This window comes from Microbacterium sp. NPDC055903 (assembly GCF_053615555.1).
On sequence record NZ_JBSHCA010000001.1, the window covers coordinates 124,422 to 146,487 of the forward strand.

Annotated in this window: 18 protein-coding genes and 1 tRNA gene; 3 read left to right on the top strand and 16 right to left on the bottom strand. The window is 68.6% G+C overall.

The genetic code is table 11. The features are described 5' to 3' along the window. From ACWGJP_RS00625 to ACWGJP_RS00650, 6 genes are all read right to left on the bottom strand, one after another. Positions 1 to 1,575 carry an FAD-dependent oxidoreductase gene (locus ACWGJP_RS00625; RefSeq protein ID WP_452327812.1) on the bottom strand — a complete coding sequence of 525 codons (1,575 nt, stop codon included), beginning with the start codon at positions 1,573 to 1,575 and terminating at the stop codon, positions 1 to 3. A 58-nt stretch (positions 1,576 to 1,633) separates the two neighbouring features. Next, positions 1,634 to 2,497: an FAD:protein FMN transferase gene (locus ACWGJP_RS00630; RefSeq protein WP_452327813.1), complete on the bottom strand. Its 864-nt coding sequence runs from the start codon at positions 2,495 to 2,497 to the stop codon at positions 1,634 to 1,636. A 6-nt stretch (positions 2,498 to 2,503) separates the two neighbouring features. Further along, complete coding sequence (locus ACWGJP_RS00635; protein ID WP_452327814.1) at positions 2,504 to 2,974, bottom strand: FMN-binding protein; 471 nt, start codon at positions 2,972 to 2,974, stop codon at positions 2,504 to 2,506. An 83-nt stretch (positions 2,975 to 3,057) separates the two neighbouring features. Then, a complete protein-coding gene (locus ACWGJP_RS00640; RefSeq protein ID WP_452327815.1) occupies positions 3,058 to 4,092 on the bottom strand; it encodes a ribose-phosphate diphosphokinase in 1,035 nt (344 codons plus the stop codon). 7 nt (positions 4,093 to 4,099) lie between these two features. Beyond that, a complete protein-coding gene (glmU, locus tag ACWGJP_RS00645; protein WP_452327816.1) occupies positions 4,100 to 5,527 on the bottom strand; it encodes a bifunctional UDP-N-acetylglucosamine diphosphorylase/glucosamine-1-phosphate N-acetyltransferase GlmU in 1,428 nt (475 codons plus the stop codon). A gap of 1 nt (position 5,528) precedes the next feature. Further along, a tRNA-Gln gene (locus tag ACWGJP_RS00650) sits at positions 5,529 to 5,600 on the bottom strand. Positions 5,601 to 5,675: 75 nt separating this feature from the next. Here ACWGJP_RS00650 and ACWGJP_RS00655 point away from each other — a divergent pair. Further along, positions 5,676 to 6,170, top strand: a complete 495-nt coding sequence (locus tag ACWGJP_RS00655; protein ID WP_452327817.1) for a MarR family winged helix-turn-helix transcriptional regulator — start codon at positions 5,676 to 5,678, stop codon at positions 6,168 to 6,170. 21 nt (positions 6,171 to 6,191) lie between these two features. After that, on the top strand, positions 6,192 to 7,103 hold the full coding sequence (locus tag ACWGJP_RS00660; RefSeq protein ID WP_452327818.1) for a pseudouridine synthase: 912 nt from the start codon (positions 6,192 to 6,194) through the stop codon (positions 7,101 to 7,103). Positions 7,104 to 7,109: 6 nt separating this feature from the next. On the opposite strand, the gene ACWGJP_RS00665 is transcribed toward ACWGJP_RS00660, so the two are convergent. Together ACWGJP_RS00665 and ACWGJP_RS00670 are read right to left on the bottom strand one after the other, a co-directional pair. Next, the gene (locus tag ACWGJP_RS00665; RefSeq protein ID WP_452327819.1) at positions 7,110 to 8,810 is read right to left on the bottom strand and encodes a Na+/H+ antiporter; all 1,701 of its coding nucleotides are present in this window, start codon (positions 8,808 to 8,810) and stop codon (positions 7,110 to 7,112) included. Positions 8,811 to 8,852: 42 nt separating this feature from the next. Next, positions 8,853 to 9,509: a response regulator gene (locus ACWGJP_RS00670; RefSeq protein WP_452327820.1), complete on the bottom strand. Its 657-nt coding sequence runs from the start codon at positions 9,507 to 9,509 to the stop codon at positions 8,853 to 8,855. A gap of 140 nt (positions 9,510 to 9,649) precedes the next feature. Between ACWGJP_RS00670 and ACWGJP_RS00675 the strand changes: the two genes are divergently transcribed. Beyond that, complete coding sequence (locus ACWGJP_RS00675; RefSeq protein ID WP_452327821.1) at positions 9,650 to 11,959, top strand: sensor histidine kinase; 2,310 nt, start codon at positions 9,650 to 9,652, stop codon at positions 11,957 to 11,959. Between the two features lies 1 nt (position 11,960). On the opposite strand, the gene ACWGJP_RS00680 is transcribed toward ACWGJP_RS00675, so the two are convergent. The 8 genes from ACWGJP_RS00680 to rsmA all read right to left on the bottom strand — a co-directional run bounded on the left by ACWGJP_RS00680 (position 11,961) and on the right by rsmA (position 22,050). Next, positions 11,961 to 13,775: an ABC-F family ATP-binding cassette domain-containing protein gene (locus ACWGJP_RS00680; protein WP_452327822.1), complete on the bottom strand. Its 1,815-nt coding sequence runs from the start codon at positions 13,773 to 13,775 to the stop codon at positions 11,961 to 11,963. An 83-nt stretch (positions 13,776 to 13,858) separates the two neighbouring features. Beyond that, complete coding sequence (locus ACWGJP_RS00685; protein ID WP_452327823.1) at positions 13,859 to 14,983, bottom strand: substrate-binding domain-containing protein; 1,125 nt, start codon at positions 14,981 to 14,983, stop codon at positions 13,859 to 13,861. Positions 14,984 to 15,017: 34 nt separating this feature from the next. Beyond that, positions 15,018 to 16,376 carry a multiple monosaccharide ABC transporter permease gene (gene mmsB, locus ACWGJP_RS00690; RefSeq protein ID WP_452327824.1) on the bottom strand — a complete coding sequence of 453 codons (1,359 nt, stop codon included), beginning with the start codon at positions 16,374 to 16,376 and terminating at the stop codon, positions 15,018 to 15,020. Next, positions 16,373 to 17,893, bottom strand: a complete 1,521-nt coding sequence (mmsA, locus tag ACWGJP_RS00695; protein WP_452329474.1) for a multiple monosaccharide ABC transporter ATP-binding protein — start codon at positions 17,891 to 17,893, stop codon at positions 16,373 to 16,375. Before mmsA ends, mmsB begins: the two co-directional genes overlap by 4 nt. A gap of 158 nt (positions 17,894 to 18,051) precedes the next feature. Then, complete coding sequence (locus ACWGJP_RS00700; RefSeq protein WP_452327825.1) at positions 18,052 to 19,065, bottom strand: LacI family DNA-binding transcriptional regulator; 1,014 nt, start codon at positions 19,063 to 19,065, stop codon at positions 18,052 to 18,054. Positions 19,066 to 19,167: 102 nt separating this feature from the next. Further along, positions 19,168 to 20,103 (bottom strand): 4-(cytidine 5'-diphospho)-2-C-methyl-D-erythritol kinase, encoded by a 936-nt coding sequence (locus ACWGJP_RS00705; RefSeq protein ID WP_452327826.1) that lies wholly within the window; start codon positions 20,101 to 20,103, stop codon positions 19,168 to 19,170. Between the two features lie 22 nt (positions 20,104 to 20,125). Beyond that, positions 20,126 to 21,193, bottom strand: a complete 1,068-nt coding sequence (gene mgrA, locus ACWGJP_RS00710; protein ID WP_452327827.1) for an L-glyceraldehyde 3-phosphate reductase — start codon at positions 21,191 to 21,193, stop codon at positions 20,126 to 20,128. Then, entirely contained in the window at positions 21,190 to 22,050 is an 861-nt protein-coding gene (rsmA, locus tag ACWGJP_RS00715) for a 16S rRNA (adenine(1518)-N(6)/adenine(1519)-N(6))-dimethyltransferase RsmA (RefSeq protein WP_452327828.1), read from the bottom strand. The genes mgrA and rsmA overlap by 4 nt, the downstream gene beginning before the upstream one ends. Positions 22,051 to 22,066: the final 16 nt, after the last annotated feature.

Consider the following 22,066-nt stretch of genomic DNA (forward strand, 5'->3'; position numbering starts at 1 on the left):
TCAGTACCCCGCGAACGCGTCGGTCGTCAGCGCCCGCGCCCCGCGCAGCGCGGGCGTGAGGTCCGCGATCAACCGCGGCGGACCCGAGATGAAGGCGTGACGTCCGGCGAGATCCGGCACCGCGCGACCGAGAGCGGCAGCATCCAGTCGTGCGCCGTCCGCCCAGCTCCACTGCGCGGGAAGGTCCTCCGGCTCATCGGGCGTGAACACCACCACGCGGGTGCCCGTCGCTGCCAGTTCATCACGGAAGGCCAGCTCCGCGGCCGCGGATGCCACGTAGAGCAGCACCACGTCCCGTCGCTGTCCGATCGCCTCCAGCTGTCGCAGCTGCGAGACGAACGGCGTCACGCCGATACCGGCGGCGACCATGAGCACCGGCGTCTCGGCCCTGGGCAGCACGAAATCGCCCCACACGCCGGTCACGGCCAGCACCGCGCCGGGCGCCGCCTCCGCGAGGGCCCGCTTGTAGCTGGACGGATGCTGCTGATCACCGTTCTTGTACGCGATCCGCAGCGTCGGTAGGTCCGCAGGCGCCGAGACGATGCTGAACTCTCGGCGCGTGCCCCTGGCGTCGGGACGGCGATGCGGCACGTCGAGCTCCAGATACTGACCGGGCAGGAAGCGCACGGGGCCGTGCGCCCTGAAGGTCAGCTCCTGGACGGTCGGGGTGAGCAGCGCGCGGCGTTCGAGGGTGAGCCTGACAGCTCCGCGCAGCGCGAACGCGAAGGCGACGAGGTTTCCGAGGAGCAGCGCTCTGTCCTGACCGAGCGTGAACAGGCCTCCGACGGAGATCGGCCACCCGGCGAGCACCCCGACGACCACGGCCACCACGAGCTGCTGGCGCCGCCGCGGCGGCAGCGTCAGCGGCTCGGAGAGCATGAAGATGCCGAGGAAGAGGAACGGCGTCTGCACCGCAGCGAACACGAGCGACGCCGCTGGATCGACCTCCAGCCCCGCCTGCTGCGCCTGGACGATCTGGCGCAGCACGGCCACGAGGATCGCGACGACGACGAAGACGAGCACCACCCTGACCTTCTCGGTGCGCCAGAGGACGAGGATGCCGAGCACGATGACGGGGACGGCCAGCGACGGCGTGCCGACCCACCAGGATGCGGAGGTGCCTAGCCACTCCAGCGCCCCGAAGGACCCGGCGATCGAGACGGCGGCGGCGCCGAAGGCGGCCGGGTTGAAGATGTGCCTGCCCCGCCAGACCAGGAGGTACTTCGACAGACTCGCGAGGACGCCGGCCAGGGCCAGGCCTGTGACAGCGGGCAGATCCATGCCCGGCCGCAGGACGAAGAGCAGGATCAGCGCGGTGACGAGTGAGGACTCGATGCGCCACGGCAGGCGCAGCACACGCTGGCTGAGCGCATCCACCGCGCAGATCGAGACGGCGAGCACGAAGAACGAGACGAGGATGTCTCCGGGCCCCGGCGAGACGATCACGCCGAGGCTCGAGAGCACCAGGGCGATGACGGCCAGGGCGGCGAGCGACAGCAGCACCAGTCGGTACATCGACAGGGCGCCGAGGACGGCCAGCGTCCGTTGCCGGAAGGCGACGAGGGAGGAGATCACGGGAACACTCTGCCTTATCGGGGGTCGAGCCGGTACTCCGGCGTGCGGTGCGGGGCGCTCACTCCCGGGATGGCGCGGTGAAGAGCTCCACCGGGGCTTCGAGAGAGCGCTGGGCGCGGCCATCGGTGCTCATCCGCACCCATTCCACACCCCATCGGGCGGCGAGTTCCGGCCCGCCGTCGAAGAACAGGGCGGTGGCGACGGCATCCGCCTGCATCGCGTCCTGCGCCATTGTCCAGGTGGCCGCCCAGGTGCGGACGGGGAGCCCCGTGCGGGCGTCGAGGACGTGGTGGAGGCCATCACCCCAGGAGCGCCGGTTCACGGCGGAGGCGCACAGTGCTCCGTCGCGCACGGTGGCGACGCCGATCGCCTTGGCAGGGTCGTAGGGATGCTCGAGGGCGATCCGTATCTCGCCGCGCACGGCGATGTCACCGCCGGCGTCCACGACGAGCTCGCCGGGAACCTCGGCCAGAACCTCCTGGACGGCATCGACGAGGCGCCCCTTGCCGAGAGCCCCGACATCGAGGAGCGCAGGGCGTGTGAGCACCAGCTCATCGCCTGCCCAGTCGACGATCTCCTCCCAGCCCTGCGGCGCCGATACCGGCTCACCGGCCCTCAGCGAGTAGTCCGCGTCGTAGCCGAGGGCCTCGAGACTCGCACCGATCAACGGCTGCACCGCCCCAGCGGTGGCGGCCGACAGCTCGCGGTAGGCGTCGAGCATCACGACGGCATCCGCCGGTCGCTCGACGGCGCCGCCGCGGCGCGCGAGCTCGGACACCGACGAGTCGTCACGGAATCGCGACCACTCGCGATCGAAGCCGTCGATCCGCACCGTGACGGCACGCCTCTCGGCATCGGTCAGCTCGCGGACGCTCTCGATCTCCCAGACCGTGCCGATCGCCTCGAATCGCCAGACGGGCATGATCGCTCAGGCCGCGGCCTGCTCCTTGATGTCCTCCACCGCGGCGTTGAAACCGGAGCTGGTCAGCGAGGAGCCGCCGACCCGGCTGACGTCGAGGTCGTCGATCGCGACGCCGACGACCTCCGCCTCGATGCCGGCGATGAACTCGCCCTGGTACTGCTCGGTCTCGCGGGCCTGCGGATCACCGGATACCTCGACATCGGTGACCACGCCGTCCTCGAGCGTGAGCGTCACCGAGATCGACTCGATCGTCTCAGGGGTCTGGTACTGGCCGTCTGCCGTGTACGTGCCGTCGGTGTACTCCCCCGACCCGCCGCTCGACTCCGCAGTCGACGACTCCGCGCCGGAATCGTTCGACGATCCGGCCGTGGATTCGGCATCCGCGGTCCCCGCGCATCCGGCGAGGACGAACAGGCCGGCGACGCCGACGAGGGCGGCACCGGTGCGAACGGGGGCGGGAACGGTCGTGCGGATCATGAGGGTGGTCCTTCCGGCTCGGTGGATGCCTTCGAGCGTAGGAAGCCCCGCTATGCGCCCGCTGTGTCCCGCGGGTGCGGATGCTATGCGTCTCCGCCGAACATGCTGGTGACCGAGCCGTCCTCGAACACCTCGCGGATCGCTCGCGCGAGCAGCGGAGCGATCGGCAGGACCGTCAGGTTCTCCCAGCGCCGCGCGGCGGAGAGGGGGATCGTGTCGGTGACGACGACCTCGTCGATCGAGGAGTCCTGCAGACGCTCCGACGCCGGGTCGCTGAAGATCGCGTGCGTCGCTGCGACGATGACCCGGTGCGCGCCGTTCGCCTTCAGCGCCTGAGCGGCCTTGACGATCGTCCCGCCGGTGTCGATCATGTCGTCCACCAGCAGACAGGTGCGACCTGCCACGGTGCCGACGATCTCGTGGACGGAGACCTGGTTGGCGACCTTGGGGTCGCGGCGCTTGTGGATGATGGCCAGCGGCGCTCCGAGGCTGTCGGACCAGGTGTCCGCCACGCGGACACGGCCCATGTCCGGCGAGACGACCGTGAGGATCTCGCGATCGGCCGGGCTCAGCGAGCGCTCGAAGTGGTCCAGGAGCACGGGCTTGGCGAAGAGGTGGTCGACGGGACCGTCGAAGAAGCCCTGGATCTGGGCGGCGTGCAGGTCGACGCTCATCACGCGGTCGGCACCGGCGGTCTTGAGCAGGTCGGCGACCAGACGGGCGCTGATGGGCTCGCGTCCGCGGCCCTTCTTGTCCTGCCGCGAGTACGGGTAGTACGGGGCGACGACCGTGATCCGCTTGGCCGAGGCGCGCTTGGCCGCGTCGATCATGATGAGCGTCTCCATGAGCCACTCGTTGACCGGCTCGCCGAAGGTCTGCACGAGGAAGAGATCGCAGCCGCGGATGGACACCTCGAAGCGCGCGTAGATCTCGCCGGAGGCGAAGGTGCGGTGCTCGACGGGCGCGATCTCCGTGCCCAGCGCCTCTGCGACCGCAGCGGTCAGCTCGGGGTGCGAGCGTCCGCCGGCGACGACGAGACGCTTCTTCGTCTTGGCGACCAGGCCGGGGGCGATGCCGTTGTCGCGGTCGAGTTCGACGGTCTTCTTCTTGCGCGCCATGGCCTGCCTATTCCGCGGATCGTTCCTTCGCCGCGGCATCCGCGGCGCCGGTTCCTGCTCTGTTCTTCTCCACCCAGCCCTCGATGTTCCGCTGGGGGGCGACGCTCATGGCCAGCGCACCGGCGGGGACATCCTTGCGGACCACCGCGCCGGCACCGGTCTTCGCGCCGGGTCCAAGCCTAACGGGCGCGACGAGCACCGTGTGCGATCCGGTGTGGACTTCGTCGCCGATCTCGGTGCGGTGCTTGTTCACGTCGTCGTAGTTGGCGGTGATCGTGCTGGCGCCGAGGTTCACTCCGCGCCCGATCGTGGCATCCCCGACGTACGACAGGTGCGGGACCTTGCTGCCCTCGCCGATCTCGGCGTTCTTCGTCTCGACATAGGCGCCGATCTTGCCACCCGCCCCGAGGACGGTGCCAGGGCGCAGGTAGGAGAACGGTCCGACGCTCGCCCGCGCACCGATGACGGCGAGGGTGGCGTCCGTGCGGCGCACGACGGCGTCCTCGCCCACCTCGCAGTCGACGAGCGAGGTGTCGGGTCCGATCGTCGCGCCCGCGGCGATGGTCGTCGCCCGCAGGATGTGGGTGTTGGGCAGGATGGTGACGTCCGGGGCGAGGGTGGCGTCGTCGTCGATCCAGGTCGTCGCGGGATCGATGACCGTCACGCCCTCCAGCTGCCAGCGCCGCACGATGCGGGCGTTGAGGAGGCGTCCCACCTCGGCGAGCTGGGCGCGGTCGTTGACGCCGTACGTGACGGCGACGTCCTTGACGACGGATGCCGCGATGCGACCGCCCGCCGCGCGCACGAGCCCCGGCACGTCCGTGAGGTACTTCTCCCCCTGGGCGTTGTCGACGCCGACGCGCGGGAGGTACTCGCGGAGCACGTCCGAACGGAAGACGTACATCCCCGCGTTGATCTCTGCGACGGCGGCTTCCTCGGCCGTCGCGTCCTTCTGCTCGACGATCCGATCGACCCCGCCGTCGGCGTCGCGGATCACCCGACCGTATCCCGTCGGGTCGTCGACGACGGCCGTCATCAGCGTCGCCTCGGCGCCGGAGGCGCGGTGCTCGGCGATGAAGGCCGCGAGCGTCTCGTCATCTGCGAGCGGGCAGTCTCCGGAGAGCACGAGGACGTCGCCGGCGAAGCCGGGGATCGCGTCGATCGCGACCTCGACCGCCCGCCCGGTGCCAGGCACGTCGTCCTGATCGATGAAGACCGCATCCGGATAGGCGCCCTGCAGGGCGGAGACCACCTGATCGCGCTCGTGACGGACCACGACCTCGACGTGCTCGGCGCCCAGGCGCCCCGCGGTCGTCAGGACGTGCCCGACGAGCGGGCGTCCCGATACCGCGTGGAGCACCTTGGGCAGGCGCGATTTCATCCTGGTGCCCTGGCCTGCGGCGAGGACGATGATGGCGAGGCTGTTCTCGGTCATGCTCCGCCGCCAGGACTCGAACCTGGACCTCACAGCTCCAAAGGCTGTCGTGCTGCCATTACACCACGGCGGACCGTGCCCGTCGCGCACCATCGTGCGCTCGAACGGGCGACCCGACAAGTCTGCCATGCCCTGGGATAATGGACGGATGAGCGAGGCGGATGAGGTCGATCGGATCGTCCAGGCGTGGAACGCCCAGCGACCCGACCTCGATTTCTCCCCCCTCGAGGTGCTGTCGAGGATGGACCGGCTCTCCAAGCATCTCGACCGCGCGCGAAGAGACGTGTTCCGTCGCAGCGACCTCGAGTCCTGGGAGTGGGACGTGCTGTCCGCCCTTCGCCGCGCCGGTGCGCCGTTTCAGCTGAGCCCGAAGCAGTTGCTCCAGCAGACCCTCGTCTCCAGCGGGACGATGACCAACCGCATCGACCGCCTCGTGGGGCGGCGCTTCGTCACCCGCGAGGCCGACCCCGGCGATGGCCGGAGCGTGCTGGTCACGCTGTCCGACGATGGCCGCATCCGCGTGGATGCGGCGATCACCCGGCTCGTGGATGTGGAGGCCGACCTCCTCCAGGCCCTGCCGCGCGGCGACCGCGACCGCCTGGCGGCGCTGCTTCGCAAGCTCAGCCTCAGCTTCGACGCGTGAAGGCGGATCCTGCTTATGGCGATGGCCTCACCGCTCCCTGTCCGTGACGGCGTAGGCGCAACACGACTGCATGTGCCCGTGGAGGGGCCGTGGCCGACCATCTCGGCGTACATGGTCGAGCGCTTCTTCCATCTCGATCCCGAGCGACTGCTCGTGCGCTTCGACCGAGGAGAGATCGTGGCGCGGGACGGAACGGGCCTTCGGCGGGACACCCCGCTCGGCGCGGAGGAGTTCGTCTGGTACTACCGGGAGCCTCCGGTAGAGAAGCACATCCCCTTCGACGTCGAGGTCCTGCACCAGGACGCCGACCTCGTCGTCGTCGACAAGCCGCACTTCCTGCCGACGACCCCCGGGGGGAAGTACCTTCAGAACTCCGCGCTCGTCCGGCTCCGCAATCGACTCGGCATCCCCGACCTCACACCGATCCATCGCCTCGACAGGGCGACCGCGGGGCTGCTCATGTTCTCCGCGAGGCCGGTGACACGTGGCGCGTATCAGCTGCTTTTCGAACGGCGCGAGGTGCGGAAGGTCTATGAGGCCGTCTCGACCCGCCCCCACGACTGGGATCCGGACGCCTTCCCCCTCGTTTACCGCAACCACATCGTGAAGCGGCGCAACGAGGTGTGCGTGCAGGTCGAACCGCACGCGGAGCCGAACGCGGAGACGCTCATCGAGGTGCTGAACGCGGACGAGCGTGTCGTGCACACCCGCCTGCATCCGCACACCGGCAAGATGCACCAGTTGCGTGTGCACCTGGCGTCCCTCGGGCTCGGCATCCTGAACGACGGCTTCTACCCTGTGCTGCAGCCCGAGGCGCCGGACCATTTCGACCGCCCGCTGCAGCTGCTCGCCGCGCGCGTGGAGTTCGTCGATCCGCTGACCGGCGCCGAACGGCGCTTCACGACGCGAAGGTCCCTGTCCGCCGCGCCCTGAGCGGGCTCAGTCGTACTCCTCGATGCCCTGCAGCCGCACCTGCTCGAGGTCGAGCCGCGCCGAGATGCGCCGCACCACGAGGTCGTCGACCGTGCCGGAGCGGCGAAGCCCCAGCAGCACTTCGCGCTCGCGATCGAGCAGGGCGAGCCGGAGACGGGTGTGCTCGTCATGGCGCACCAGAGGGGAGCGCTGGAGCAGGTCGACGTCCGTCGAAGCGGCGATCATCTGCAGGGTCGCCCCCTCCTCGCCACCGGAGGGCGCGGGCTGCGGCGCCAGCGGATCTGGTTCGGCGAGCAGCGCGTCCAGGGCGCTCGCCTCGGCATCCACCGCCGCCTGCTCGCGCGCGAGCGTGCGCGCATTGGCGTATTCGAGGCGCCGGTACCCCTCCGAGCGGACGAGATCGAGCACCTCTCCCCCGACGCCGTGCTCGGCCGCGAGCTCGTCGAGCGCGGCGAGCGCAGCGCCGGAGATCGTCCGCTCGGCGAGCTCGTGCTCCTCGATCTCGGCACGATCGGCCGGGAAGCGCGCCCACCGCACCACGGCGGGCAGCAGCGGACCCTGCACGAGGAGGCTCAGCAGGATCACCCCCGCCGTGACGAAGACGATCTCCTCGCGCCCTCCCACGGAAGACGGAACCGACAGCGCGATCGCCAGCGAGACGGCACCCCGCATGCCGGCCACCGTGGACACCGTGCGGGCCCTGGTTCGCGTCCCGCGCGGCGGTCTGACGGCGGGACGCGCCTGGAACGGCGTGTTCATCCACTGGAAGACGAAGCGCACCACCAGCAGGGTCGCCCACACCGCCACGGTGATCAGCACCAGGCGCCCGATCGCCGCCGCGGAGATCTCGTGCACCACGAGCTGCACCTCGAGCCCGATCAGCACGAACAGCGCGCCGTTGAGGAGATAGACGCCGAAGGGCCAGAAGGCATCCGCCTGGCTTCGGGAGGAGGCCGTCGTCACCCGGGGCGACGCCCACGCGACGAGGAGCCCGGCGACGACGACGGCGAGCACCCCAGAGGCGTGCACGGTCTCGGCGAGCAGGAACGCGGAGAACGGGATCAGCAGCAGGGTGACGTTGATGACCGCGGTCGAGTCGGTCCTGCGCAGCAGCAGGTAGCCCAGCACCGCGATGACGGCACCGGCGGCGATCCCTCCGAGATACGACACGAGCACGTCGGTGGTCACCGACAGGGCCGTGACATCGCCGCCGAGCGCGAGGGAGACCGCGATCGCGTACAGCACGAGGGCCGTGCCGTCGTTGGTCAGACTCTCCGCCTTGAGCTTCATGAACATGCGGCGCGGGAGCAGCCGTCCGAGCGCAGCCACGGCCGTCGCATCCGGCGGGGCGACGGCCGCACCGAGGATGAGGGCGACTTCCCAGGGCAGGCCGAGCAGCACCCCGACGCCGGCGACGGCGAACGCCGAGGCGACGACGAGGAGGGTGCTCATCGGGAGGATGTAGCGGAAGTCCCGACGGATCGAGCGCAACGACGTCGTCAGGCTCTCCCAGAACAGCATCACGGGCAGGAACAGCAGCAGCACGACTTCTGGCGGCAGCTGCACCTCCCTCAGCTCGGGCACGAACCCGAGGAGCAGACCCAGGATCACGAGCACCAGGGGCAGCGCCAGACGGATGCGTGGCGCCAGCAGCGCTCCGACGAGGATCGTGAGGCCGATGAGGACAGTGATTTCAAGACCGTGCATCTCCACCTCCCAACATCTCTGGGAGCAGGATATTCCTCCGCGTCAGCGGTTGGGGAGCAGACCGTCCGCGAGCGCCGCGCGGCGGAGCTCGAGCTTGGTGTCCGCCGGGCGTCCCATCGCCCGGTACTTCTCCTTGATGCGCTGCAGATACTTCTTCGCCGTGCCCGGCTGCACGCCGATGCGCGCCGCGGCCGCATCCAGCGCCAGCCCAGAGGCGTACAGCGCCAGCAGGCGCTCCTCCTGGTCGCTGAGCTGCGGCCGGTTCGCGTCCTGAGCGATGACCGCGGCGAGTTCCGGCGTCGTCCACTCCTCGCCGCGGAGCATCGATCTGATCGCGACGAGGATCTGCTGCTCGGAATCGCGCTTGCCGATCACACCGTTCGCTCCGGCCTGGATCATCTGCCTGACCAGCGGTGGCGAGTTCAGCGCGGAGAAGACGCCCACCCGCAGTCCCTCCTCGACGAGGCGCTCCACGAGGACAGGACTCGCGAAGCCCCCTCGGTCGACGACGAGGTCCAGCAGCAGGAGATCCGGTCTCGTCGCGGGCGACTGACGACGCCACCAGCGGACGAAGTCGGGGAGCGTCTCGCCGGAGAACACGACGGCGAGCTCGGGGTCTGACTGCACGATCCGCTCGGTGAGCGTTCGCTGGAGCAGATGGTCCTCGACGATGGCGATGCGCCAGCGCGACCGTGCCATTTCGTGCTCCTCCTGCCCTGCGTCGTCCGCCCCGGGCACGCGGGCGCCGGGAATGCGCGGACAGGAATCATCCTACGATGCGCGCTCATCCGCGAGGGGCGCACGATCGTCGCCGCACGTCGCGTGAGAGAATCCTGATGATGTCCTCCTCGCCGTCGTCGCTCGTCGATCCGAGCAGCCGTGACGAGATCCGCTGGTCCGCGGAGAGCTACGGCTCGGCGATCCGGTTGGCGCAGGTGGGCGGGCTGGCCGGGGCGCAGGCGCTCTTCGTCCTCGCCGCGATGCTCTCGGATCTGCGCGTCGAGACGTACTGGGCCGTGCTCCTGCACGCCGTCGTCGCGGTCCTCGGCGCCGTCGCCCTGAGATGGACGGGTCTCTGGCAGGGCTGGTTCTTCGCGGCCTTCAGCATCTCGATCATGCTCGATTACGCGATGGCCGCCGGGATCGGCGAACCCCTGTCCGTGCTCGCCTTCGTGCTCTTCCTCCCGGCCGTCACCGTCCCGCTGACGCTCAGCCGCCACACTACGGGCGCGCTGATCAGCGTGATCGTGGTCGCCGTCCTGGTCAGTGCCTCGATCGCGTGGTCTCACCCGGAGTGGGGTCTGTCGATCGTCGCCACCAGCGCCGCCTCGCTGGTCACCATCAGCCTGCTGGCGGCGAGCAGGATGCGGTCGCTGCATCGCCTCACCGATCAGGTCGACCTGGCGATCGCGGAGGCGGCCGAGGCACGCCGAGGTGCCGCCGGGGCCAGGGCTTCCGCGCACTCGATCGCGGAGGGCATGCGGCTGCTGCACGACACGATCGTGAACACGCTCGGTTCGCTGGCGGCATCCGATGGCCGCTTCTTGGAAGAGCAGAGCGTCCGCGAACGATGCGCTCAGGATCTCGATCGCATCAGGCACTTCTTCGCCGGCACGCGCGATCCGATGCGGGACGCCTTCTCCTGGGGTGGACGGGCTCTCCTTCCTGTGCAAGAGACGGGCATGCCCAGGGCGGAGCTGCTGCGCTATGCCGCCGCTCTCCCTGCCGAGACCGTCGACGCTCTGCATGGCTGCACGCTGGAGATCCTTCGCAACGCGACCAAGCACTCGGGGGCGGAGGCCGTCGCCGTCGACGTGAGGATCGAGTCGGATGCGCTCGTGGTGACCGTGTCCGACGATGGCAGGGGCTTCGACAGCGCGACGGGTGCGGGGAGAGGTCTCACCGAATCGTTCTTCGCACGTGCGTCGTCCGCCGGACTGCAGGCGACGCTCGACTCGACGCCAGGCCAGGGGACCACGGCGCGCATTGTCTGCCCTCTCGACGCCGAACCCACGTTCGAGGCGGCATCGACGGAGATCCCGGTCGACGAGACGGTCACCGCGATGAGGCGTCGGATCGCATGGGTACCCGCGCTGCCTTCGCTCGGCGCCGCGCTCGTCATCCTGCTCGTGCACCCCACAGGGTTCCCGTTCACCCACATCGCGTTCCTGGTCACCGTCGCGCTCATCCTGACGATGTGGCTCACGAGCCGCGGCGGCAGGACGCTCCCCGACTGGCTCGCCGGCCTCGTCATGATCGCCCTGCCTGCCACCGTCATCCTCACGATCGGTGCGGCAGACCTGCCGGACGGCGCCTACGCATTCCCCGCCGCGATGTTCGCCGTGCTCCCGATCGTGCTGGACGCGACAGCGCGCAGCAGACTCCCCTACCTGCTCTCTCTGATCCTCACCGCCTCGACCGCCGTCGCGTATGCGACGTGGAATCCGGACATCGGGGCGGATGCGGCCGTTCTGCTCGCCTTCCTGCTCGCTCCCCCGCTGTGCATCCTCGCCGCCTGGCACATCTTCGGCCACCAGATCCAGCGGATCGCCCGCGCGACCGCGGAGGCGTACGTGCGCACCCACGAGGCCAGGCTCGCGGCGGCCAGAGACGAGGTCGCGATGGCGAGCCGGAAGAGACTCAGCTCCGCCGGGCTCGCCGAGCCGTTGGCGCTGCTCGGCGAGATCGCAGACGGCACTCTCTCGCCGATGTCGGTGGAGGTCCGCCTGCGCTGCCGGGACGAGGAACGCTACCTGCGCCAGCTCCTCTCGCTGCCGGTGGATGCGCCCCTGGTCGCCCGGTGGCTGGCCGTGGCGCTCGCCAGAGCGCGCTCCCTCGGCATCTCGCTCGTGCTGCGCACGGAGGACGTGCGGATCGCGGACCGAGAGACAGCGGATGCCTTCGGGCGAGTCATCCTCTCCCTCATCGATGGCGCCCGCCCAGGCTCCGAGCTCATCGTCAGCATCATCCGCGACAGGCAGGATCCGCATCTCTTCGTCGTCGGCGAACGCAACGACCGTCACCCGGAGGATCTGGCGCGCAGCGCCGCGCCCTATCCCGTGACGATCGACGACCTCGACGCGCAGACGATCGTCGAGGTCGTCGCCCGCCGGACGTTCGACCCGGAGCCGACCGGTCTCAGGGGCTGACTCAGCCGACCTGCTCGGAGAGCTCGAACCAGCGCTCCTCGACCTCAGCCGATTCGGCCTCGATGGCGCGCAACTGGTCGTTGAGCCTGCCGAGCCCCTCGTAGTCGGATGGATCGTGCGCCGCCATCGTCTCGTGGAGCTGCGCGGCCTGCCCGGTCAGACGCTCGAGCCTGCGCTCCGCGGCGGCGAGCTCCTTGCGCACCGCCCGCTCCTCGGCGCCGGAGACCCGCGCGGCCGCAGGTGCGCCGCCGCTCGTCGCCGTGGGCGTCGTCGCCGCGCCCCTTCCGGCATCTCGCAAGCGCAGGTACTCGTCCACACCGCCGGGGAGATGGCGCAACCGGCCGTCCAGGACCGCGTACTGCTGATCGGTGACGCGCTCCAGGAAGTAGCGGTCGTGGCTCACCACGAGAAGGGTGCCAGGCCAGGAGTCGAGAAGGTCCTCGATCGCGGCGAGCATATCGGTGTCCATGTCGTTCGTCGGCTCGTCGAGGATCAGCACGTTCGGCTGGTCCAGCAGCACGAGAAGCAGCTGCAGGCGTCGTTGCTGCCCGCCGGAGAGGTCCTTCACCGGGGTCGAGAGCTGCGCCGAAGAGAAGCCGAGCCGCTCCAGGAGCTGTCCGGGTGTGAGGTCTGCGGCCTTCGATCCTGCACCGAAGGTGTACGAGGTGCGCAGCCCCGCGATCACCACGCGCACGGGGTCGTCCCAGTGCTGCTCGAGCTCGTCGATGCGCTGGGTCAGGGTGCGCACCTGCACGGTCTTGCCGCGCTTGACGCGTCCGGAGGTGGGTTCGATCGTGCCGGCGACGAGCCCGAGCAGGGTCGACTTCCCCGCGCCGTTCACACCGAGGATGCCGGTGCGCTCCCCCGGCGCGATGCGCCATTCGACATCGCGCAGCACCTCCCGTCCCGGGCCGGCGTCGGTATCCGGATACGTGACGCCCGCGTCGAGGAGGTCGACGACGTCCTTGCCGAGTCGGGAGACGGCAAGGGACTGCAGGGAGACCTTGTCGCGGATCTCCGGGACATCGGCGATGAGCTCGTTGGCCGCGTCGATGCGGAACTTCGGCTTGCTCGTGCGGGCCGGAGCACCGCGGCGCAGCCATGCGAGCTCCTTGCGCGCGAGGTTCTGCCGCTTGGCCTCGGTCGCGGCGGCCATCCGATCGCGCTCGACGCGCTGCAGGATGTAGGCGGCGTACCCGCCGTCGAACGGCTCGACGATCCGGTCGTGCACCTCCCACGTCTCTGTGCACACCTCGTCGAGGAACCAACGGTCGTGGGTTACGACGAGGAAGGCGCCCGCGTTCGCCGACCAGCGCTTCTTCAGGTGCCCGGCGAGCCAGGTGACCGCTTCGACGTCGAGGTGGTTGGTCGGCTCGTCGAGCGCGATGACGTCCCAGTCCTGGACGAGGAGAGCGGCCAGCGACACGCGGCGGCGCTGCCCGCCGCTGAGGGCGGCGACCGGGGCGTTCCAGTCGAGGTCGGCGAGCAGGCCCTGGATGACGTCGCGCACCCGCGGGTCTCCCGCCCACTCGTGCTCCGGGGTATCGCCCACGACGGACTGGGCGATGGTGCGGGAATCGTCCAGCGTGTCCGCCTGGTCGAGCACGCCGATCCTCGTGCCCGATCGCACGGTCACGCGTCCGGCATCCGGCTCTTTGCGACCGGCGAGCATGGCGAGCAGACTCGACTTGCCGTCGCCGTTGCGGCCGACGATGCCGATGCGATCGCCCTCCTCGATCCCGAGGGTGATGGAGTCGAAGACGACCTTGGTCGGATATTCCAGATGAAGGCCCTCGGCCCCGAGAAGATGTGCCATGTCCTTACCAGGGTAGCCGGGCGGACGCGGACGAGCCGCCCCGGCACTGACGCCGGGGCGGCTCGTCGGATGCTGCGAGCTGCTTACTGGTAGGACTCGACGATCTCCAGAAGGCTCGGCACGTTGGCGTAAGCCTCTGCGGCGTTCGCCTTCGTGACGATGATCGGGTCGAGCAGGTAGGCCGGAACCACCTTCACACCGTTGTCGTACTGCTCGGTGTCGTTGACGTCGACTTCTTCGCCGGCCTGCAGCTGGCCGACCATCTTGATGGACTGCTCGACGAGGAGCGCGGTGTCCTTGTTGATCGTGGAGTACTGGATGCCCTCCATGATCGACTTGACCGACTCGACCTCGGAGTCCTGACCGGTCACGACAGGAACGGTCTTGCCCGCCTGCTGCACCGACGTGATGATCGCACGCGCGAGCGTGTCGTTCGGCGACAGAACACCGTCGAGGACCGTGTCGCCACCGTACGAGCCGGTCAGCAGCGTGTCCATCCGGTTCTGCGCGTTCTCCGCGAGCCAGCCCTCGGTCGCGGTCTGCGCGATCTCGGTCTGACCGGAGACGACGTTCAGGGTACCGTCGTCGATCTTCGGCTGCAGCACGCTCATCGCACCATCGAAGAACACCGCCGAGTTCGCGTCGTCCGGCGAGCCGGAGAACAGCTCGATGTTGTACGGGGCCTCGTGGCCGGCCCGTTCCTCAAGACCATCCAGCAGTGCCTGGCCCTGGAGCTCACCGACCTTGAAGTTGTCGAAGGCCACGTAGTAGTCCACGGCCTCGGTGTTCTCGATGAGACGGTCGTAGGCGATCACATAGGCGCCGGCGTCCTTGGCCGCCTGCACCTGCGTGGCCAGCTGCTTGCCGTCCTTCGCGCCGATGATGATGACCTTGGCACCGTTGGTGACCATCGCCTGGATCTGGTTCTGCTGCTCGGCGACGGTGTTGCTGGCCGGCGCGTACTGCACGTCGGGCTTGAACCCCGCCGCGGTCAGGCCGTCGGTGAACAGCTGGCCGGCGAGGACCCAGTTCTCACTGGTCTTGTCGGGAAGCGCGACGCCGATCGTGGCCCCGGCCTCGAAGCCGGTCGTGGTCTCCTCCTCGGAGCCCGTCCCGGTGTCGTCTCCGCCGCGCTCCGAGGAGCAGCCGGTGAGGGCGAGCGCTGCTGCGGCGACCAACGCTGTCGCCGTCACTGCCATTCTCTTCATGCGATCTCTTTCTCTGTGGTGTGGGACTCCCGCCTCAACGCGAGGGAGTCTCCTTCTTTCCGCCGGCGGTGCTCGCCGCGGAGGTCGGTGGGTAGTCGGTCAGATTGGGGGCGTCCGTACGCGTTCGGCGACGGAGCAGGAAGCCGGTGATCGAGGGACGGCCCTGCTGCTTGTTCCAGACGTCGATGCCGACGGCGAGGAGCAGCACCAGACCCTTGATCATCGAGACGACGTCGGCGCCCTGGCCGAGCAACTGGAGGCCGTTGTTGAGGAACGCCATCACGAGGCCACCAATGATCGACCCGATGACCGTGCCGATGCCGCCGGCGACGGCTGCGCCGCCGATGAAGACGGAAGCGATGGCGTCGAGCTCCCAGCCGTTGCCGTCGCCGGGTCCGGATGCCTGGGAGCGGGCGACGAAGATCATGCCTGCAAGAGCCGCGAGGACGGACATGTTCATCATCACGAAGAAGTCGACCCAGCGGTCCTTCACGCCCGACAGGCGCGCGGCCTGCCTGTTGCCGCCGACGGCGTAGATGTGGCGTCCGAACACGGTGCTGTTCGTGACGAAGGAGTACAGGATGACCAGGGCCAGCAGGATGAGGCCCGGAACCGGGAAGCTCGTCCCCTCACGGCCCGTCGCGAACATCCATCCGGCGGCGAGCACGACGATCGAGAGCAGGATGACCTTGACGTAGCTCACCCAGACCGGCGCGCTCTCGGAGCCCATCTTGTGCTGGACTCGGCGGGTGCGGATCTCCCAGTACACGAGCCACGCCACCGCCAGAAGCGCAAGGATCATGGTGGGAACGTTGAACGGCAACGGCAACGCGAGCTCGGGAAGATATCCGTTTCCGATGATCTGGAAGCCCTTCGGCACGGGGATCGTCTGCGAGTTGCCGATCCACTGGTTCGCGCCGCGGAAGAAGAGCATTCCCGCCAGGGTCACGATGAAGGCGGGAACACCCACATACGCCACCCAGAAACCGTGCCACGCACCCACCAGAGCCCCGACGACGAGGCCCAGAACGATCGCGAGCGGCCAGGGAAGGTTCCCCTCGGTCATCGCCTTGGCCACGATGATGCCGGTGAAGGCCGCGACGGAGCCGACAGAGAGGTCGATGTGCCCCATGATGATCACCATCACCATGCCGATCGCGAGGATCAGGATGAACGAGTACTGATTGATGACGTTGATGAGGTTGCCGCTGGTGAGCGTGGCCCCCTGCGGTCCGTTGCGCAGCAGCGTGAGGATCTCGAACAGCACGACGATGACGATGAGACTGCCGAGGATGCCGAACTGTCGCAGCGACGATGTGCCGTTGCTTCCGAACATCTTCCGGATGTCGCCGAAGTGGAACCCGCGCTGGGGGGTGAGGTCGGTGCTGCTCATGCGTTGGCCTTCTGGTTCGTGGAGGTCATGCTGCGCATGAGCGCCTCCGGGGTTGCCTGGTCCGCAGGGATGCAATCGGTGATGCGCCCCTCGAAAACGGTGTAGATGCGATCCGAGATGCCCAGCAGCTCCGGGAGCTCACTGGAGATAACGATGACTCCCTTTCCCTGCGAGGCGAGCTCGTTGATGATCGAGTAGATCTCATACTTCGCTCCGACGTCGATGCCGCGGGTGGGCTCATCGAGGATCAGCAGATCGGGATCGGTGAACATCCATTTCGCAAGGACGACCTTCTGTTGATTGCCGCCCGAGAGCTTGCCCACGCCTTCATCGACGCTCGGCGTCTTGATGCGCAGAGCCTTGCGGTACTGGTCTGCGATCGCGAACTCCGCACGGTCGTCCACGACGCCGCGGCGGGAGATCTTGCGGAGCTTGGCCGAGACGATGGAGCGCTTGATCGTGTCGAGGAGATTGAGCCCGAGCACTTTGCGGTCCTCGCTCACATAGGCCAGGCCGTGCTTGATGGCGGAGGAGACGTCCGGCAACTCGATGTTCTGACCGTCCTTGACGATCTCGCCGCTCAGGAAGGTTCCGTAGGAGCGCCCAAACACGCTCATGGCCAGCTCGGTGCGTCCGGCTCCCATGAGCCCTGCGATCCCGACGACCTCACCACGTCTAACGGTGAAGCTCGAGCCCTTCACGACCATGCGCTCGGACACCGACGGATGCTGCACCCACCAGTCCTTCACCTCGAAGAACACCTCACCGATCTCCGGTGTCCGGTCCGGGTATCGGCTCTCCAGCGAGCGCCCGACCATTCCACGGATGATGCGGTCCTCGTTGATCTCGCCGCGCGCGACATCGAGCGTCTCGACCGTGCGTCCGTCGCGGATGATCGTGATCTCATCGGCGATCTGCTCGATCTCGTTCAGCTTGTGGCTGATGATGATCGAGGCGATTCCCTTGGCCTTGAGCCCGAGGATGAGGTCGAGCAGGTGCTGTGAATCGTTCTCGTTGAGGGCTGCGGTCGGTTCATCGAGGATGAGCAGCTTGACATCCTTGTTCAACGCCTTCGCGATCTCGATGAGTTGCTGCTTGCCGACGCCCAGCGTCTTGATGGGGACGTCCGGGTCCTCGTTCAGCCCGACTCGGGCGAGCAGCTCGACGGCTCTGGTCTTCGCTGCCTGCCAGTCGATGCGCCCGCCGCGCGCGATCTCGTTGCCGAGGAAGATGTTCTCGGTGACCGAGAGCTCGGGGATGAGAGCGAGCTCCTGGTGAATGATGGCGATGCCCGCCTGCTCGCTGGCTGCGATGTCCTTGAAGCGCTGCTCTTCACCGTAGAGCAGGATGTCGCCGTCATAGCTACCGAAGGGGTAGACGCCCGAGAGCACCTTCATCAGGGTGGATTTTCCCGCACCGTTCTCGCCGCAGATCGCATGGATCTCACCGGCTCTGACCGTGATGGAGACGTCGGAGAGCGCCTTGACGCCGGGGAACTCCTTGGTGATGCCGCGCATCTCCAAGATCGGCCCCGACACGACCGGCAACGTAGCTGTGCTGCTCACGTGATCTTCCTCGATACTCGGTGCGGCCACCCACAATGTGACCGTTCACATGAGACACAATATTGCGCCTCGCCCCCTCCGTTGTCAAGCGGGCGAGAGATTCCGGGATGCTATCGAGATGCGCTCGACGAGCGCAGACGCAGCACGGGGTCGATGAGACCGAACTCCGGCACGCGCTCGCCGCGGATCTCGGCGAGCAGGATACCGATGGCCCGTCGTCCGAGCTCTGGGAACTCCTGGTGCACCGTCGTCAACGGGGGCCAGACATGCGCCGCGACAGGAATGTCGTCGAAACCGACCACGCTGACGTCGCGCGGGACATCGAGTCCGGCATCTCTGAATCCGTGCATCAGGCCGATCGCCATGAGGTCGTTGGCGGCGAAGACCGCGGTGAAATCTCGACGACGTGCGAGCTCGGTGCCGGCGAAGTACCCGAAGTCGGCTGTCCAGTCCCCTCTGATCGGGGGGAAGGTGGGCAGGTCGGCCTCTCGCAGCGCCTCCAGGTAACCGCGCATGCGCGACTCCGCCTCGATCCAGTCCTGCGGACCGGCCAGATGCACGATATCGCTGTGACCGAGGTCGATGAGGTGCTCCGTGACGGCCCTCGCACCGGCCACCTGATCGGCGGCGAGGCTGACACCGTCCGACCCGGAGGCGGTCTGCAAGCTGACAAAAGGAACGCCGACGGCCATCCCGCGCAGCACGTTGAACACACGGACCTGCGGGGCGAGCACGACGATACCGCTCACCTGCTCGCGCCCGAGCTGCCTAATCGCCTCACCGATGGCCTCAGGAGTGGTCGCCGGGAGGTTGACGGTGCTCACCGAGTAACCCTCGGCGCGCGCGGCATCCTCGATGCTCGCGATGGACGACGTCGGCCCGAACTCGCCGATCGTCGCGGAGAGAATGCCGATGGTCCGCGTGGTGCTCGTCACGAGCGCCCGCGCAGCGGGGTTGGGAGTGTAGTCGAGTACCGCGATGGCATCCTCGACCCGCTTTCGGGTCTCGGGCCGGATGCTCGGATGATCGTTGAGCACTCGTGAGACCGTCTGATGCGAGACCCCGGCGAGCCGGGCGACGTCTCTGATGCTGGGAACCCGTGCGCGCTCACCGGAGGCAGCCATGGCATCGCCTCCCTTGCGTGTGCACGGTCACATCGTTCTTCCCATTATGTATCCGACGCACGCCGAAAGCACCCGGCACCGCTGCGATACCCCACCCGTCGCTCAGAGCGACATGATGCGGCCACCGGCCACCGGGCCGTGCACGTGCAGGGCATCCCGCCCCCGCTCCTCCAGCTCCTGCTGGACGTACCGCGCGGAATCCGCTGAATCGCAGAGGAAAGCGACGGTCGGGCCAGAGCCCGAGACGATTCCGCTGAGGGCGCCGGCGTTCAACCCCTCCCGGATGATCTCCTGCAGTTCGGGCTTCTCCTGAACGGCCGCGACCTCGAGGTCGTTGTGCATGCTCGCTGCGAGCGAATGCGGGTCGCCCGCCCGGAGCGCCTGGAGCACGGGGATGGGGACGTCGAGCGACATCGGCGGGTCATCGGCGAGCGCCTCGCCGTGCGCGCGGTGCTCATCGAGCCGGCGGTAGATCACCGGCGTCGACAGGCCCTCCTCGCTCAGCACGAGGACCCAGTCGAATCGTCCCCTGGCGAGCGCGGGGCTCAGCTGGTCGCCTCGTCCCGTTCCGACCGCCGTTCCGCCGTGCAGGGCGAACGGCACATCAGCGCCGAGGCGCGCAGCGAGTTCATGAAGGCGCGCCGGCGACAGACCCGTGCCCCAGAGGGCGTCGCAGGCCAGCAGGGCCGCTGCGGCATCCGCCGATCCGCCGCCCATGCCGCCCGCAACGGGGACCCCCTTGCGCAGCTCGAGCGCGACGCCGCCGTCGTAGCCGGTGACCGCGGCAAGCAGCTTCGCGGCCCGCATGGCGAGGTTGCGGTCGTCCAGAGGAACAGTCGACGGGTCCGCCACCCCCTTCACGACGATCGAGAATCCATCGGAGGGACGCGCGATGACGTCCTCGTAGAGCGAGACCGCCTGGAAGACCGTCGCCAGCGCGTGATATCCGTCCTCGTGCCGGTCGCCGACGCCCAGGAAGACGTTGATCTTCCCCGGTGCACGCACCCGAACCGCCTCGGGGAAGCTCAGCAGGCTCATGGTCGATCTCCTTCTCAGTCGGTCAGAGACGGGACGACTTCGCCCACAGGTCGACGTCGATGCCGTGGGAGAGGGAATCGATGCGGGCGAGCTGTTCGGCGGTGAAGTCAGGCCCGTCCAGGGCCTCGACGTTCTCCTCGAGCTGCGAGACGCGCGATGCCCCGATGAGCGCGGAAGCCACGACCGGATCGCGCAGCGTCCACTGCAGGGCCATCTGTGCAAGGGTCTGCCCTCGCTCGCCCGCGACCTCGTTCAGTCCGCGTAGGATCTCGAGCCCGCCATCGCCGAGCGGATCGTCGGAGATCGAGCGGCGCTTCTGCGCACGGTCGGCCTCTCCCCCGCCGAGGTACTTGTCGGTGAGCAGGCCCTGAGCCAGCGGGGTGAAGGCGATGGCGCCGAGCCCCTCTGCCCGCAGGGTGTCCGCGAGTCCGTCCTCGACCCACCGGTTGAGGATCGAGTACGCCGGCTGATGGATGACGAGCGGTGTGCCGAGGCTCTTCGCCACCGTCATGGCGGCGGCCGTGCGCTCCGCGCTGTACGAGGAGATCCCCACGTAGAGCGCCTTGCCCTGACGCACGAGGGTGTCCAGCGCGGCGACGGTCTCCTCGATCGGGGTCACGGGGTCGACACGGTGCGAGTAGAAGATGTCGACGTAGTCGAGCCCCATGCGGGTGAGGGACTGCTCCGCACTCGCGAGGATGTACTTCCGGCTCGCGTAGTCCCCGTACGGACCAGGCCACATGTCCCACCCCGCCTTCGACGAGATGATGAGCTCGTCGCGGTAGGGGCGCAGATCCTCCGCGAGGATGCGGCCGAAGTTCTTCTCCGCAGAGCCGTACGGCGGGCCGTAGTTGTTCGCGAGATCGAAATGCGTGATGCCGAGGTCGAACGCCCTCCGCAGCAGCGCACGCTGGTTGTCCAGCGGGATGTTGTCGCCGAAGTTCCACCACAGCCCGAGTGAGATCGGTGGCAGGAACAGACCGGACGAACCCACCTGCCGATACGGGAGGCGTCCGTACCTCGCCGCGTCGGCGACGAACGGACGATGCAGCTCGGGGACGTCGGGGCGGAAGCGAGGCGAGTCGGTCACGACTCCAGGCTAGCGCCAGCGGCCAGAGCGATCCGCACGAAGTCGTCGATGGTCAGCTGCTCGCCTCTCGCGGTCGGCGCGACATCCGCGCGTTCCAGGATCTCGGATGCCGCGGCCGCCGTTCCACCCAGCACGACCGACAGCGCCTGACGCAGCATCTTCCGCCGCTGCTGGAACGCCGCGTCGACGATGCGGAACGTCGCCTGCCTCAGGCGCTCGTCCCCCCGCACCTGCGTGCTGCGCTCGAAGCCCACCAGCACGCTGTCGACGTTCGGCACCGGCCAGAAGACCTGTCGCGAGACGGTGCCGGCCAGTCGCCACGGGCCGTACCAGGCCGCCTTGGCACTGGGGGCTCCGTATGCCTTGCTCCCCGAAGGTGCCGCGAGGCGCTCCCCCACTTCCGCCTGGACCATGACGACGCCGCGCTGAAGCCCGGGGAAGGTCTCCATGAAGTGCAGCAGCACGGGGACCGAGACGTTGTACGGCAGGTTCGCGATGAGCACCGTCGGGTCTCCCGGCAGCTCCGTCACCCTGAGCGCATCGGAATCGACGACCGTCAGCGCACCGTCCGGCACACCGTGCTCCGCCGCCGTCTGCGGCAGTCGCGCCGCGAGCCGATGGTCGATCTCGACGGCTGTGACCGTCGCGCCGGTCTCCAGGATCGCGAGGGTCAGCGAACCGAGACCGGGGCCGACCTCGACGACCCGCTCACCGGCGCGGACAGCGCCCGCCTGAACGATCTTGCGGACGGTGTTGGCATCGACGACGAAGTTCTGGCCGAGCTTCTTCGTCGGGGTGACGTCGAGGTCTGCGGCGAGCCTGCGGATCTCGGCGGCGCCGAGGAGGGAGACGGTCATCCCCCCATTGTCCCTC